10 protein-coding genes are annotated in these 13,080 nt (G+C 61.1%); 7 read left to right on the top strand and 3 right to left on the bottom strand.

Annotated features, from left to right (window positions below; translation table 11 throughout):
* Positions 1 to 32 precede the first annotated feature (32 nt).
* The 5 genes from QOU61_RS24305 (at position 33) to QOU61_RS24285 (ending at position 7,264) form a co-directional block, all read left to right on the top strand.
* Complete coding sequence (locus QOU61_RS24305) at positions 33 to 1,295, top strand: MFS transporter (protein ID WP_289661723.1); 1,263 nt, start codon at positions 33 to 35, stop codon at positions 1,293 to 1,295.
* A gap of 106 nt (positions 1,296 to 1,401) precedes the next feature.
* The gene (gene sauS / locus QOU61_RS24300; RefSeq protein WP_502876974.1) at positions 1,402 to 2,766 is read left to right on the top strand and encodes an acylating sulfoacetaldehyde dehydrogenase; all 1,365 of its coding nucleotides are present in this window, start codon (positions 1,402 to 1,404) and stop codon (positions 2,764 to 2,766) included.
* 11 nt (positions 2,767 to 2,777) lie between these two features.
* Complete coding sequence (locus tag QOU61_RS24295; RefSeq protein WP_289653731.1) at positions 2,778 to 3,905, top strand: succinate--CoA ligase subunit beta; 1,128 nt, start codon at positions 2,778 to 2,780, stop codon at positions 3,903 to 3,905.
* The gene (gene sucD, locus QOU61_RS24290; RefSeq protein ID WP_289653730.1) at positions 3,902 to 4,798 is read left to right on the top strand and encodes a succinate--CoA ligase subunit alpha; all 897 of its coding nucleotides are present in this window, start codon (positions 3,902 to 3,904) and stop codon (positions 4,796 to 4,798) included. Before QOU61_RS24295 ends, sucD begins: the two co-directional genes overlap by 4 nt.
* 87 nt (positions 4,799 to 4,885) lie before the next feature.
* Complete coding sequence (locus tag QOU61_RS24285) at positions 4,886 to 7,264, top strand: xanthine dehydrogenase family protein molybdopterin-binding subunit (RefSeq protein WP_289653729.1); 2,379 nt, start codon at positions 4,886 to 4,888, stop codon at positions 7,262 to 7,264.
* A gap of 68 nt (positions 7,265 to 7,332) precedes the next feature.
* Here the strand turns inward: QOU61_RS24285 and QOU61_RS24280 are convergent, their stop codons facing one another.
* On the bottom strand, positions 7,333 to 8,208 hold the full coding sequence (locus QOU61_RS24280) for an IclR family transcriptional regulator (RefSeq protein ID WP_289653728.1): 876 nt from the start codon (positions 8,206 to 8,208) through the stop codon (positions 7,333 to 7,335).
* A 23-nt stretch (positions 8,209 to 8,231) separates the two neighbouring features.
* Between QOU61_RS24280 and QOU61_RS24275 the strand changes: the two genes are divergently transcribed.
* Positions 8,232 to 9,857 carry a GMC family oxidoreductase gene (locus QOU61_RS24275; protein ID WP_289653727.1) on the top strand — a complete coding sequence of 542 codons (1,626 nt, stop codon included), beginning with the start codon at positions 8,232 to 8,234 and terminating at the stop codon, positions 9,855 to 9,857.
* 32 nt (positions 9,858 to 9,889) lie between these two features.
* On the top strand, positions 9,890 to 11,212 hold the full coding sequence (locus tag QOU61_RS24270; protein WP_289653726.1) for an MFS transporter: 1,323 nt from the start codon (positions 9,890 to 9,892) through the stop codon (positions 11,210 to 11,212).
* A 118-nt stretch (positions 11,213 to 11,330) separates the two neighbouring features.
* Here the strand turns inward: QOU61_RS24270 and QOU61_RS24265 are convergent, their stop codons facing one another.
* Together QOU61_RS24265 and QOU61_RS24260 are read right to left on the bottom strand one after the other, a co-directional pair.
* Positions 11,331 to 12,260 (bottom strand): bifunctional enoyl-CoA hydratase/phosphate acetyltransferase, encoded by a 930-nt coding sequence (locus QOU61_RS24265; RefSeq protein ID WP_289653725.1) that lies wholly within the window; start codon positions 12,258 to 12,260, stop codon positions 11,331 to 11,333.
* Positions 12,261 to 12,271: 11 nt separating this feature from the next.
* Complete coding sequence (locus tag QOU61_RS24260; RefSeq protein ID WP_289653724.1) at positions 12,272 to 13,033, bottom strand: IclR family transcriptional regulator; 762 nt, start codon at positions 13,031 to 13,033, stop codon at positions 12,272 to 12,274.
* Positions 13,034 to 13,080 lie beyond the last annotated feature (47 nt).

The raw sequence follows: 13,080 nt of genomic DNA, 5'->3' as shown, positions 1-13,080 counted from the left end.
ACCAACAATCCGGGGAGGTACGCGTGAAATTGATGAGGAAGCAGGCTAGCCGTCTCGTTCTTACGGTCATCTGCCTGATGTATTTCATTTTCTACGTCGACCGGGTCAATCTCTCGACCGCGGCGCCGATCATGCAGAAGGATCTCGGCCTGACCGCGACGGAACTGGGGCTCGCTTTCTCGGCTTTTGCCTATCCTTACGCAATCTTCCAGATCGCAGGTGGTTGGCTCGGCGACCGATTGGGGCCGCGTATGACGCTGACCATTTGCGCGTTGATTGTCGCGGCCTCGACGATCTGGACGGGTCTTGTTGGCGGCCTGGCGAGCCTTTTTGTGGCGCGTCTGGCGCTCGGCATTGGCGAAGGCCCCGCTTTCCCGACGGCGACCCGCGCCCTGTCGAACTGGCTGCGCGCCGATCAGCGCGGCTTCGCGCAGGGCATAACCCACGCGTTCGCGCGTTTTGGCAATGCCGCGACGCCGCCGATGATCGCCATGATCATCGCGGCGTTCTCATGGCGGGTGTCGTTTTACGCGCTGGGCGTCGCGAGCCTGATCTGGGCCGTCCTGTGGTTCTTCTATTTCCGCGATGACCCTCGCAAGCATCCGCAGGTGACGGCCGACGAACTGGTAGGCCTGCCGACGTCAACCGTGGCAGGCAGCCGCAAGCCGGTGCCTTGGAGACCGCTTCTGAAGCGCATCATGCCGGTGACGCTTACCGATTTCTGCTACGGGTGGATTCTGTGGCTCTACCTCAATTGGCTGCCGTCGTTCTTCCTGCACGAATACAAGCTCGACCTGAAGAAATCCGCGCTGTTCGCCGCAGGCGTCTTCTTCGCGGGCGTGATCGGCGATACGGTTGGTGGTATTGTGAGCGATCGCATCCTGAGAGCGTCAGGTGATGTCGCAAAGGCGAGAATTTCGGTGATCGTCGCGGGCTTCCTCGGTTCGTTCTGCTTCATGCTGCCGATCGTGTTCGTGCATGATCTCTTCGTCGTCGCGATCTGCCTGAGCATGGCGTTCTTCTTCGCCGAGCTGATCGTGGCGCCGATCTGGGCGGTCCCGATGGACATCACCCCTGAATATTCCGGCAGCGCCAGCGGCTTCATGAACTTCGGATTCGGTCTGGCCGGCATCATCTCGCCGGTCGTGTTTGGATGGGCAATCGACTTTACCGGCCGCTGGGATGTGCCGTTCATCGGCTCGCTTGGCATGCTGCTGCTCGGCGCAGCCCTGGCCCTGACCATTCATCCTCAAAAGCGTTTCGTCGACCTACGCGAAAGTCCAGTGCCCGCTTGATCGCCGCACTGGATTCAATGTCACAGGAATGGAGATGGAAACAATGAGCGCAGTCGCTGAAATCGATAACCTGGTTGCGAATGCAGAGATGATCGCCGCGGACCTGATGCGCAAGGCGAGAATTGCGCAAGAAGGATTTGCGGACGCCGATCAGGCCCGTGTCGATGAGGCCGTGCGTGCGATCGCATGGTCGCTCTACAAGCCGGAACATGCGCGCGAGCTTGCGGAGCTCGCGGTCGTCGATACCGGGCTGGGCAACGTTCCCGACAAGATCATCAAGAAGCAACGCAAGACGTTCGGTACGTTGCGTGACCTGTTGAGAGTGAAGTCGGTCGGCGAAATCGAGCGCGACGACAAGCGCGGCATTGTCAAGTTCGCCAAACCCATGGGAGTCATCGGCGCAATTACGCCCTCGACAAATCCCGGCGCCACGCCCGTCAACAAGACCATGATGGCTATCAAGGGACGCAATGCGGTGATCATCGCGCCGTCGCCGCTGGGTTATCGGACCACGGCCCTTGCCGTGGAATATATGCGCAGTGCGCTCGACGCCATCGGTCTTCCGAAGGACTTGGTCCAGATTCTGCCGAATCCGGTGACCAAGGAGACAACGCAGGCGATCATGGAAGCGGTAGATCTGGTCGTGGTCACCGGCTCGCAGGACAACGTACGTCGCGCCTATCGCAGTGGTACGCCTGCAATCGGCGTGGGCGCTGGAAATGTGCCTGTCATCGTCGACGAAACCGCCGATCTGACCGCCGCCGCTCAGAAGATTTGCGCGTCGAAGACCTTCGACAACGCGACGTCATGCTCGTCCGAGAATGCCGTCGTGATCGTCTCATCGGTCTACGACGCGGCGATCGAGGCGCTCAAGAAGGCCGGCGGCTATCTCGTCGACGAAGCGCAAAAGAAGCGGGTTCAGGGCGAGTTGTGGAAGAACGGCAAGCTCAATCGTCATCTGATCGCTCGCGACATGCCAGTCCTTGCCGACAGCTTTGACCTTCCCGCCGAAGCGAAGTCTGCGAAGTTCCTGCTGGTCGAGGAGACGGGTATCGGCAAGGCCTATCCACTCTCCGGCGAAAAGCTCGCGTTGGTCCTCACGGTCTATCGTGCGCCGGATTTCAAGGCGGCGGCAGAGACCATCCGCAAGATTCTTGATTTCCAGGGCAAGGGCCACTCCATGGGCCTGCACACCACAAACATGGCGCGGGCGCGCGAACTCGCCGAACAGTTGCCGGTCGTGCGCGTGCTGGTCAATTTCGCGCACACGTTCGGCAACGGCGGAGGCTTTGACAGCGGTCTCGAGTTCACGCTGACGATGGGCTGCGGCTCCTGGCAGAAGAACAGCATTTCCGAGAACCTGAACTACAAGCACTTCCTCAATATCACGCACTTGGTGGTGCCGATCGCGGAAGACAAGCCGTCGGAAGAGGAGTTGTTCGGGCCACACTGGAAACGATACGGACGATAGGATTAGCTGCAATGAATCTCGAGGAATTCGCGGCCAAACTGAATGTGCTCAAACCGGCCGGGGTGCCGATCCCTGAAGGCGTGGTCTGCTCGACGCCCAAGGAAGCTTCCGACGCCGTCGCCAGGATCGGTCCCAGCGTCGTGAAGGCCCAGGTGCCGACGGGCAAGCGCGGCAAATCCGGCGGCATTAAGCTGGCGAACACGCCTGACGAAGCGGCGACCGCGGCGCGCGCCATCATCGGTATGTCGATCGCGGGTCACTCCGTGGGGCGTGTCCTGGTCGAGCAGCAATGCGCCATTGCGCGTGAACTATATGCGGCGGTGCTGACTGACGTGGGAAGTCGCAGCCCGATGGTGCTGTTTTCGACCGAAGGTGGCATGGATATCGAAGAAGTCGCGGAGAACAAGCCCGCGGCCATCAGACGCCATGTCGTCGATCTCAGCCGCGGATTCGGCGCGGCCGACGCGGCGGCATTGATCAAGGGGCTGGACCTCGGCCCGGCGGCTGACGCGATTGCCGATGTATTGGTCCGACTTTACCGCATTTTCAGCACCAAGGACGCCGAGCTTGTCGAGATCAATCCGCTGGCGGTCCTGAAAGACGGTCGAGTGGTCGCGCTGGACTGCAAGTTCGTGCTGGACGACGCCTCCGCAGCACGCCAGCCCGAACTGGCCAAGGTCGCGTCGCCGCCGCGGATGACGGCGCTGGAGTCGCGCGGTGCCGAACATGGGCTGAAGTTCATTCAGCTCGACGGCAATGTCGGCGTGCTCGCCAATGGCGCCGGCCTGACCATGACTACAATGGACGTCATCGACCATTGTGGCGGCCGGCCCGCGAATTTCCTCGAGATAGGAGGAGAGGCCTATACAAAAGCGGAAGTGGCGCTCGACCTCGTGCTTTCGAACCCCGGCGTCAAGAGCCTGGTGATCAATTTTTGCGGAGCGTTTGCGCGAACAGACGTCATGGCCGACGGTGTGGTGCGCGCGTGGAAGAAACTGCGACCGAAGGTGCCGGTGTTCTTCACCATCCACGGCACCGGCGAAGACGAAGCGGTCAAACTTGTTCGCGACGAGCTTGGTTTTGAACCATACGATCTCATGGAAGATGCCGTGAAAGCGGCAGTCGAGGCGGCACGATGATATATCGACGTGGACAAAAGGTTCTGGTTCAGGGCATCACCGGCAAGCAGGGATCGTTCTGGGCCGAAAAGATGATGGAATGCGGCACCGAGGTCGTCGGTGGCGTCAATCCAAAGCGCGCCCGCGAGGTCTATCTCGGTGTCCCGATCTTCAGCTCGGCCGTAGAGGCGGCGCGGCATGTAAAATGCGATGTCTCGGTCATCTTCATTCCGCCGGCACTCGCGAAGGACGCCATCATCGACGCGATCGATGCCGGTGTCGGAACGATCGTCACCTTGACCGAGCACATTCCGAGCCATGATGTGCTGGAGATCTTCGCCCGCCTTCGGAGCTCGAACAGCCGCATCGTCGGTCCGAATACCGCGGGCATCGTGACGCCCGGGGAGGGTTTCGTCGGGATCATGCCGGGTCACAACCCGAACGTCTTCAAGCCGGGCTCCGTCGGCGTCATCTCGCGCAGCGGCAGCCTCGGAACACTGATGTGCCTGAACCTGACCCGGGCCGGGCACGGTCAATCCGCCTTCATCGGAATCGGCGGCGATCCGATCATCGGCACGACGAGCCTTGATGCGCTGATGGCGCTGGATCGGGACGAGCGGACCACGTCAGTCGTGCTGGTCGGTGAAATCGGCGGATCGATGGAGGAGGCTGCAGCCGAATATGCGCGCTCGATGCGAAAGCCGGTATGTGCCTTCATCGCCGGGCGCTCCTCGCCTCCGGACAAAAAGATGGGGCACGCAGGTGCGATCGTTAGCGGCGGGCAGGGCGGTTACGGACCAAAGCGGGCGGCGCTTGAGCGGGCCGGGGTCAGGGTTGCGGATACGCCGATGGAAATCGCCGCTTTCCTTTCCGAACTCAACGCAAGGGAATATGCGCAGGTGGCTCGGAAATAATCCGGCATCGTGATCTGTCCTGAGCCTGACTTGCAAAAACGACACCAATGGGTTCTGATGCTTCGTCGTCCGGCCGCAGGTGGAATAATGCAAACAAAAATCGAGCCGTTGTCGCCGGCGGATACTGCCTCTGCCGGCGCCCTGGCAAAATTTGGCATCGGTCAGCCGGTTCGGCGTATCGAGGATCTGCGCTTCGTAAGGGGTGCGGGTCGTTACGTCGATGACGACAGCGAGTCCGGCGCGCTACATGCGGCGTTCCTGCGCTCCCCGCACGCTCATGCGGACATACGCCGCATCAATGTCACGGCGGCCAAATCCTCTCCGGGCGTGGTCGCCGTCTACACGGGCGAGGATTGGCGCAATGCCGGCCTTTCGGGCCTTCCCTTGCGACCGTCGATAACGCAGGCTGATGGTTCGGCGATCGCGTCTCCGCCCCGTCCAGGGCTTGCGACAGGGCGGGTGCGGCATGTCGGCGATTGCGTTGTCATGGTTGTCGCCGAGACGGCGCGATCGGCGGCGGACGCGCTTGAGCTGGTCGATGTCGAATATGCGCCGCTGCCCTGCAACGTTGACCTGCGCGGTGCCATGGACGCGGGAACGCCGGAGCTTTGGCCCGATCAAGCGCCACGCAACCTGGCCTTTACCTGGCGGGTTGGCGACGCGGCGAAGACTGCGCGCGCGCTTGCGGATGCGGCGCATGTCGTCACCCTTGAGCTGATAAACAACCGTTTGGTTCCGAACTCCATGGAGCCCCGTGGCGTCGTGGCAAGATATGACGACAGGACAGAGCGGCTCACACTGTCCGGTTCGATCCAAAATCCGTTCGGCTTTCAGGGATTGATCTGCGACCTGTTCGGTTGGCCGAAGGACAAGTTGCGTTGTCGGGCCGACGACGTCGGCGGCGGCTTTGGCTGCAAGAATCAATTGCAGCAGGAACATGCGATGACGCTGTTCGCCTGCGACCGGCTGAAACGCACGGTCAAATGGATCAATGACCGCGGCGGTTCGTTCGTCTCCGACGCGCATGCGCGCGATCTTGTGACGACGGTCCGGCTCGGTCTCGATGCGGCCGGACACTTCGTTGGGCTCGCCGTCGATACGATCGCAAATCTCGGCGCCTACATGTCGACCAACGGTGCCTTGATCCCGACCTTGCCGACGGCCGCGGTGCTGGGCGGAGCCTACGATCTCCCGGCGATTTCCATGGAGGTGCGCGCGTTTTTCACCAACACGGTACCGGTCGACGCGTATCGGGGCGCCGGGCGGCCGGAGGCGATCTATCTGCTGGAGCGCACGATCGACGTGGCGGCACGCGAGCTGAATGTTTCGGCGGTCAAGCTCAGGCGCAAGAACCTCATCAAGCGGGCGCAGCTTCCCTATCGCAATGCGCTCGGACGTGACATCGATGTCGGCTCCTTCGACACTGTCCTGTCGAAGGCGCTGGAGCTGGCGGACGAGAAAGACTTTCCGAAACGCGCCAAGGTAGCGCGGAAGCAGAACAAGCTTCGAGGTCTGGGCGTCGCCTACTACCTCGAAGCCACGCTCGGGCCTCCGGCGGATGCTGCGAGAATCGTTTTTTCGCCCGACGGCCGCGCAACGCTGAGCGTCGGAACTCAATCTAACGGGCAGGGGCACGAAACCACCTTCATTCAGATTGCCGCGGCTCAATTTGGGATCGCGCCGGATCAGTTTTCGTTTCGACAGGCCGATACCGACGCGACAAGGGAGGGCGGTGGCCACGGAGGGTCGCGCTCGCTGCAACTCGGCGGCACCGCGGTGCTCCTCGCGGCGCGGCAGATCATCGACAGGGGCAAGCGCATTGCATCGCAGCTTCTGGAGGTCGGCGAGGCCGATGTCGAATATGTTCCGGGACGCTATGCGGTTGCCGGAACCGATCACAGCGTTTCCTTCGCCGATGTCGTGCGCGCGGCCTTCGATCCGAAGCTGGTGCCGCCGCAGGGCGGTCCGGGACTCGACGAGATCGCGCGTTATGAGCGAGAGGCTTTCAACTATCCGAACGGTTGCCACGTCTGCGAGGTCGAGATCGACATCGATACCGGCATCACCCGCGTCGTCAATTATTCGGTCGTCGACGATTTCGGCCGTATCATCAATCCGCTTATCGTCCGAGGACAGGTGCTCGGCGGCGTCGTGCAAGGTATCGGCCAGGCGCTGCTCGAGGATACGCGATACGATCAGGCCGGCCAGCTCCTCACCGCGTCCTTCATGGATTACAGTATGCCGCGCGCGGACGACATTTCGATCATCAAGGTTGAGTTGTACGAGGGAGCGCCGACGCAGACCAATCCCCTGGGTGCCAAGGGGTGTGGGGAGGCGGGTGCCACCGGCTCGCCACCCGCGGTCGTGAATGCCGTCGTGGACGCGCTTAGGGAATACGGTGTCGTCCACCTCGACATGCCGCTGACGCGCGAGAAGATCTGGTCGGTTCTCCACAAGAGAGGCTGAAAATTGGCGTGGCGCCGAGATCCGTCGACCGTCTTCGGAGCCAATCCTGAGCCCGCGATCGTCTGAACCTATTCGGATCGGCCGCTGGTTTCGCGCGTTTTCGATCCGACAAATGTCAGCGAAATCTGATCGGCGGCCCTTCGCAGCGCGGGCGCATGTGCGATCGCACGGGAAAGCGGCAGTCGGCTCGTCGGGCCGTGTACGGCGACGGTGGCACAAATCTTCCCGCGCGCATCGAATACCGGGACGGCCGCCGCAGCCATGCCGTCGATGAATTCTTCATTGTCCGTTCCGACCCTGGTCTGCCTGATCTTCTCCAGCTCGATCTCTAGCGCCGCATGGTCGGTGATTGTGTGTGCCGTGTGTCGCCGCAGCGGATGCGACTTTATCAGTGGCTGCCGTAGCTGAGGTGAGGCGAGACTGAGAAACAGCTTTCCGCTCGCCGTGCAATGCAGTGGGACCCGCGATCCGACGCTGAGGCGGATTTGCAGCGGCCAGTCGGACTCCACGCGATCCAGATAAACCAATTCGGCCCCGTCGAGCACCGTGATGTTGCAGGTCTCGCCGATCTCGCTCACCAGCGAGGCGAGAATGGCGCGGCGCGGTGCCTGGTTCAGCGAATTGCGCATCACGTCGATCGCGAGCGCGGTCAGACGGCGACCGACCTGATAGTGCCGTCCATCCAGCGTGCGCTCGGCGAAGCCCAGCGTCTCCAGCAGCGAGACGAAGCGGTGTGTGGTCGCCTTCGGCAATTCGATCCGGTTGACAAGTTCATTGAGCGTCGGCGGCTCCTCCGCTTCGGCGATGATCTCGAGAAGGCGGAGCGCGCGTTCGGAGACTGCTGGTGTCCGCTGTGACGACATTGCGAATACCTTCTCCGCCAGACGTGAACAACTTTGACAAGTTTTGCAATTTGGCTCATTATACGAGATAAAACATCTCATTCAATGAGATCGTCGGAGGAAATGTGGCGGAATACGATTTTGTGATCGTCGGGGCAGGGTCGTCGGGATGCGTGCTGGCCAATCGGCTCAGCGCGGATGGTCGGCACAAGGTTCTGTTGTTGGAGGCGGGTCCCCGCGACAACTACATCTGGATCCACATCCCGATCGGTTACGGGAAGACCATGTTTCACCAGGCCTACAACTGGGGCTTCTACACGGAGCCCGAGGCCGAGATGCATGGTCGGAAGATCTATTGGCCGAGGGGACGGGGGCTCGGAGGATCGAGCTCGATCAACGGCCTGGTTTTCATTCGCGGCCAGCGCGATGACTATGATCATTGGGCCCAGCTCGGCAACGCCGGATGGGACTGGAACAGCGTTCTACCCTGTTTCATCAAATCCGAGCACAACAGCCGTGGCGCGAGCGCGACGCACGGGGGCGATGGTCCGCTTTGGTCTTCCGACATCCGCGAAAAACATGAGCTGATGGAAGCCATCATCCGCGGGGCGAAGGAGCTAGGCGTTCCCTACACCAGCGACTTCAACAGCGGTGACCAGGAGGGCGTCGGCTACTTCCAGCTATTTACGCGCAACGGCTGGCGCAACAGTTCGGCGGTCGCCTACCTCAGGCCGGCCAAGGGCCGACCCAATCTCAGCGTCGAAACGGAGGCGCAGGCGACCTCGCTGATCATGGAAGGCCGTCGCGTCGCCGGCGTGCGGTTTCGGCAAAATGGAGCGAACCGGGAAGTGCGTGCCGCGCGCGAGGTGATCCTCTCGGCAGGTGCGCTGCAAAGTCCGCAACTGCTGCAACTCTCGGGTATCGGCCCCGCAAGCCTGTTGCGGCGTCACGGAATTGAAGTCGCCCATGAACTCCCGGGCGTCGGTCAGAACCTGCAAGACCATCTGCAGTTCAGGCTGATGTTCCGCGTGTCCAAGCCGATCACGACGAACGATGATCTGCGTACGCTGGCAGGGCAGGCGCGCATCGGCCTGAAATGGCTGCTGAAGGGCACAGGCCCGCTCGGCATCGGCATCAATCAGGGCGGCCTCTTCACGCGTGTTCTCCCGGGATCGCAGACTCCCGATATCCAATTTCATTTTGGCACGTTGTCAGCCGATCTTGCCGGCGGCAAGCCTCACGACTGGTCCGGCTGCACATTCTCGGTTTGCCAGTTGCGGCCGGAATCCCGCGGATCGGTGGAAATCAGGTCCGCCGATCCGATGCAACCGCCTGCGATGCAGCCGAACTATCTTACGGCCGAGAAGGATCGGCTCTGCGCAGTAGAATCCATCAAGTATGCGCGGCGGCTCGCCGCGACGGCTGCGCTCAAGCCGTACATCCTGGGCGAGTACAAGCCCGGAGACTCCGTGCGCTCGGATAGCGAGATTCTCGATTTCGCGCGCGAATATGGCGCCACCATCTTCCATCCGACCGGCACGTGCAAGATGGGCTCCGATCCCATGGCGGTGACTGACGCGCGGCTGCGCGTTCACGGGATCGGTGGTCTTCGGGTCGTCGACTGCTCGATCATGCCTACGCTGGTCTCGGGCAATACACATGCGCCTGCGGTGATGATCGCGGAAAAAGCGTCGGACATGATCCTGGACGACGCAAAGGTCGATCGATCGCAACCCAGTCGACTGCAGTGAAAATGAAAAAGTGATCCAACGGGGAGTGAAACATGGTGGACCAGACTACTCTGATGAAACGTGTTGTATATGCGTCTTTGATCGGTGCAACGGTCGAATGGTATGATTTCTTTCTATACGGCGTTGTTGCCGGGATCGTGTTCAACAAGCTTTACTTCCCGACAGGCGATCCGACCATTTCCACGCTGTTGGCCTACACAACCTTCGCAGTCGGTTTCGTGACGCGCCCGCTGGGCGGAGTCATATTTGGTCATTTTGGCGACCGCATTGGTCGCAAGAGCATGTTGGTCCTGACTTTAATGATCATGGGCGTCGCGACGATGTTGATTGGCCTCGTCCCAACCTATGCCCAGATCGGAATTTGGGCTCCAATTGCTTTGCTGGCGCTGCGCATTCTCCAGGGTATCGGCCTTGGTGGCGAGTGGGGCGGCGCGGTGCTCATGACTTACGAGTATGCCAAACCGAGCGAGCGCGGTTTCTATGCAAGTCTGCCGCAGATCGGTTTGTCGATCGGGCTGTGCCTCGCGTCGGGCGTCGTTGCGCTGCTGTCCTTCGCGCTAACCGACGAGCAGTTCCTGACTTGGGGTTGGCGCCTCGCCTTTGCACTGAGTTTCGTGCTGGTCGTAGTCGGACTTTACATTCGACTGAACATCAAGGAGACGCCAGAATTCAGCAAGCTCAAGAAAGAAGGGGCAGAAGCCAAGGTACCTTTCGTCGCGATGATCGCGGACTATCCGAGGGAGATCATCGCCGGCATGGGCGCGCGATACATCGATGGCGTCTTCTTCAATGTCTTCGGCGTCTACTCGATCGCCTACCTGACGCAGCAGTTCAAAATTTCGCGAACCGAAGTGCTTCTGGGCGTGACGGTCTCGGCGTTGGTGATGTGCTTCTTCATTCCCGTCTTTGGCCGATTGTCGGACCGCATGGGACGCACGACGGTGTATTCATGGGGATCTCTCATCACGGGCTTGTCGGCACTGCCGGCGTTTTGGATCTGGATGAACTATCCAGGCGAGCCGGCTCTGGTCTGGGCGGCGTTTTTGATTCCGTTTGGAATCTTCTACGCCTCGATTTACGGACCCGAAGCCGCACTGTTCTGCGATCTTTTCAGGCCGCAGGTGCGCTACACCGGCATTTCGTTCGTGTACCAATTCTCGGGAATCTTCGCGAGCGGGCTCACGCCGATCATCGCAACCGCGCTTATCCAAGGCTATGGCGCCAATGGCGGATGGGCGATCGCGCTGTACTGCCTGTTTGCGGGCATCGTGAGTGCGTTGTCGGCTGTGTGGATTAGAAGCCTCGAACGGCACCGTAGTCAGGAAGACGGTGTGGCCGTTGCATCAGCCGCCTAGGCTCGACCTGCTTGGCGGCCTCATGCCCCTGCGCCGTGCGGGCTTGAGGCACTGTCGGCCAGTGCTAACGGAGTTGAGCGAGAACGCAACGCGTTGATGGCGAACGACCGCTCATTGCCTACAAGAGCCGGGCAAGCGCGCAGGAGGCGATACGGGCACGGCGCGAATCGGCGCGACTGGTCAGGATGATCGGCAGCCGCGCGCCGACGATGACTCCCGCGCATTCGCCCCCGCCCATGTAGATGAAGGACTTGTAGAGCGTATTGCCGACGTCGAGATTGGCGACCATCAGGATGTCTGGATCGCCGGCAACGGACGAGGAGATTCCCTTCGTTGCCGCCGCAGTCGTCGATATGCTGTTGTCAAACGCCAGGGGGCCATCAACGATCGCTCCCTTTATTTGACCGCGGTCAGCCATCTTGGCGAGCGTGGCCGCATCCACGCTTGATTGCAGATCAGGGTTGACCGTTTCAATCGCGGAGAGCAGAGAGACTTTTGGCATCTGCACGCCAAGCGCATGGGCAACGTCGATGGCGTTGGCGAGGATATCCACCTTGTTTTGCAGGGTCGGCGCGATGTTGACGACCGCGTCCGTGACCATAAGAGGCTTGTGATAGGCCGGCAGGTCGAACCAGAAGACATGGCTGATGCGTCGCGAAGTGCGCAAATTGGCCTCGCGTGCAACCACCGCCCCGAGCAGTTCGTCCGTATGTTGTGATCCCTTCATCAGGGCGCCGGCCTCTCCGGAGCTGGCAAGCGCAACCGCCGCCCGAGAAGAGCCGACGGGATCGTCCTCTGCGTCAACCAGCCGGATTCCTTCGAGACTGACTTTCAAAGCGTCGGCGCAAGCCTGGATTTTCTTGCGAGGGCCGACCAGTATTGGCTCGATCATGCCCTCGTCGCGCGCTGCCAGCGCGGCACCCAGGGAGTCGATCGAACAAGGATAGGCGACGGCCACGTTGAGCCGGCCCTTGCTTCGTGCCGCAGCCTCGAGAGCATCAAGTCTCGGATGGGTGCGGCGTGGCTTTTTCAAATCTGTTTGTTGCATATGACCTGAGATCAATCGGTTAGAGTTGCGGCAAGCTCTCCCGCTGCCTTTTGCAGCACCGGCAGCTTTTCGAGGAGGGCCTTGTGCTCCATTCGGGTGACCGGCGCCTGAATAGCAAGAGCGGCTACGCACGCGCGCGACCGGCCCTTCTGTTGGTAGATCGGGACGGCGAGACACACCAAGCCCGACATGAACTCTTCCCGGTCGAGCGCGTAGCCGTTTGCGCGGATCTCGGCCAGTTCGTCGTGCAATGCGCTCCTGTCGACGATCGTATTTTCCGTAAGCTGAACGAGAGGCGTGGCATTGAGAATGAGGTCGCGCTTGGCCGGCCGCATCAGGGCAAGAAACAGTTTGCCGCTAGCCGAGCAATAGGCCGGTACTTTCGAACCTTGCTGAAAGGTGATGCGCAGCGGCCATGTCGACTCGACGCGATCCAGGTAGGTCACTTGCGTGCCGTCGAGCACGGTCAGGTTGCACGCCTCGCCCACGGTCCCGACGACCCGGTGAAGGATCTCGTGCCGAATGGTCCCACTCGGGCGATTTGTGAGAATTGAAAAAGCAAGACTCGCTGCGCGCGGTGCGAGTTCAAAGCAGCGTCCATCAGGCGTTCGTTGCAGGAGCCCGGCAGTCTCGAGTGCGCCGAGCCAGCGATGGACAGTCGGCTTTGGTGCTCCGACGTGCGCGGCAAGCTCCGCCAACGTCGCCGGGTGCTCGAGGGCAGCGACTGCCTCGATCATTCCCAATGGCTTCAGGGTACCCAGCAGGTCGTTCATGGGATCTAGATAGCAGAAATTCCGAAAAATGGAACATAAATCGACAG

Source organism: Bradyrhizobium sp. NP1 (genome assembly GCF_030378205.1).
GTDB lineage: Bacteria > Pseudomonadota > Alphaproteobacteria > Rhizobiales > Xanthobacteraceae > Bradyrhizobium.
Note: the sequence above shows the minus strand (reverse complement) of the source record. Positions and strands in the feature narration are given on the sequence as shown.

Bases quoted from the DNA above. Each gene is read 5' to 3' on its own strand.
- QOU61_RS24260 (WP_289653724.1), bottom strand. From the start codon at position 13,033: ATGAACGACCTGCTGGGTACCCTGAAGCCATTGGGAATGATCGAGGCA.
- QOU61_RS24305 (WP_289661723.1), top strand. From the start codon at position 33: ATGAGGAAGCAGGCTAGCCGTCTCGTTCTTACGGTCATCTGCCTGATG.
- sauS (WP_502876974.1), top strand. From the start codon at position 1,402: ATGCGCAAGGCGAGAATTGCGCAAGAAGGATTTGCGGACGCCGATCAG.
- QOU61_RS24295 (WP_289653731.1), top strand. From the start codon at position 2,778: ATGAATCTCGAGGAATTCGCGGCCAAACTGAATGTGCTCAAACCGGCC.
- QOU61_RS24280 (WP_289653728.1), bottom strand. From the start codon at position 8,208: ATGAGATGTTTTATCTCGTATAATGAGCCAAATTGCAAAACTTGTCAA.
- QOU61_RS24265 (WP_289653725.1), bottom strand. From the start codon at position 12,260: ATGCAACAAACAGATTTGAAAAAGCCACGCCGCACCCATCCGAGACTT.
- QOU61_RS24270 (WP_289653726.1), top strand. From the start codon at position 9,890: ATGGTGGACCAGACTACTCTGATGAAACGTGTTGTATATGCGTCTTTG.
- sucD (WP_289653730.1), top strand. From the start codon at position 3,902: ATGATATATCGACGTGGACAAAAGGTTCTGGTTCAGGGCATCACCGGC.
- QOU61_RS24285 (WP_289653729.1), top strand. From the start codon at position 4,886: ATGCAAACAAAAATCGAGCCGTTGTCGCCGGCGGATACTGCCTCTGCC.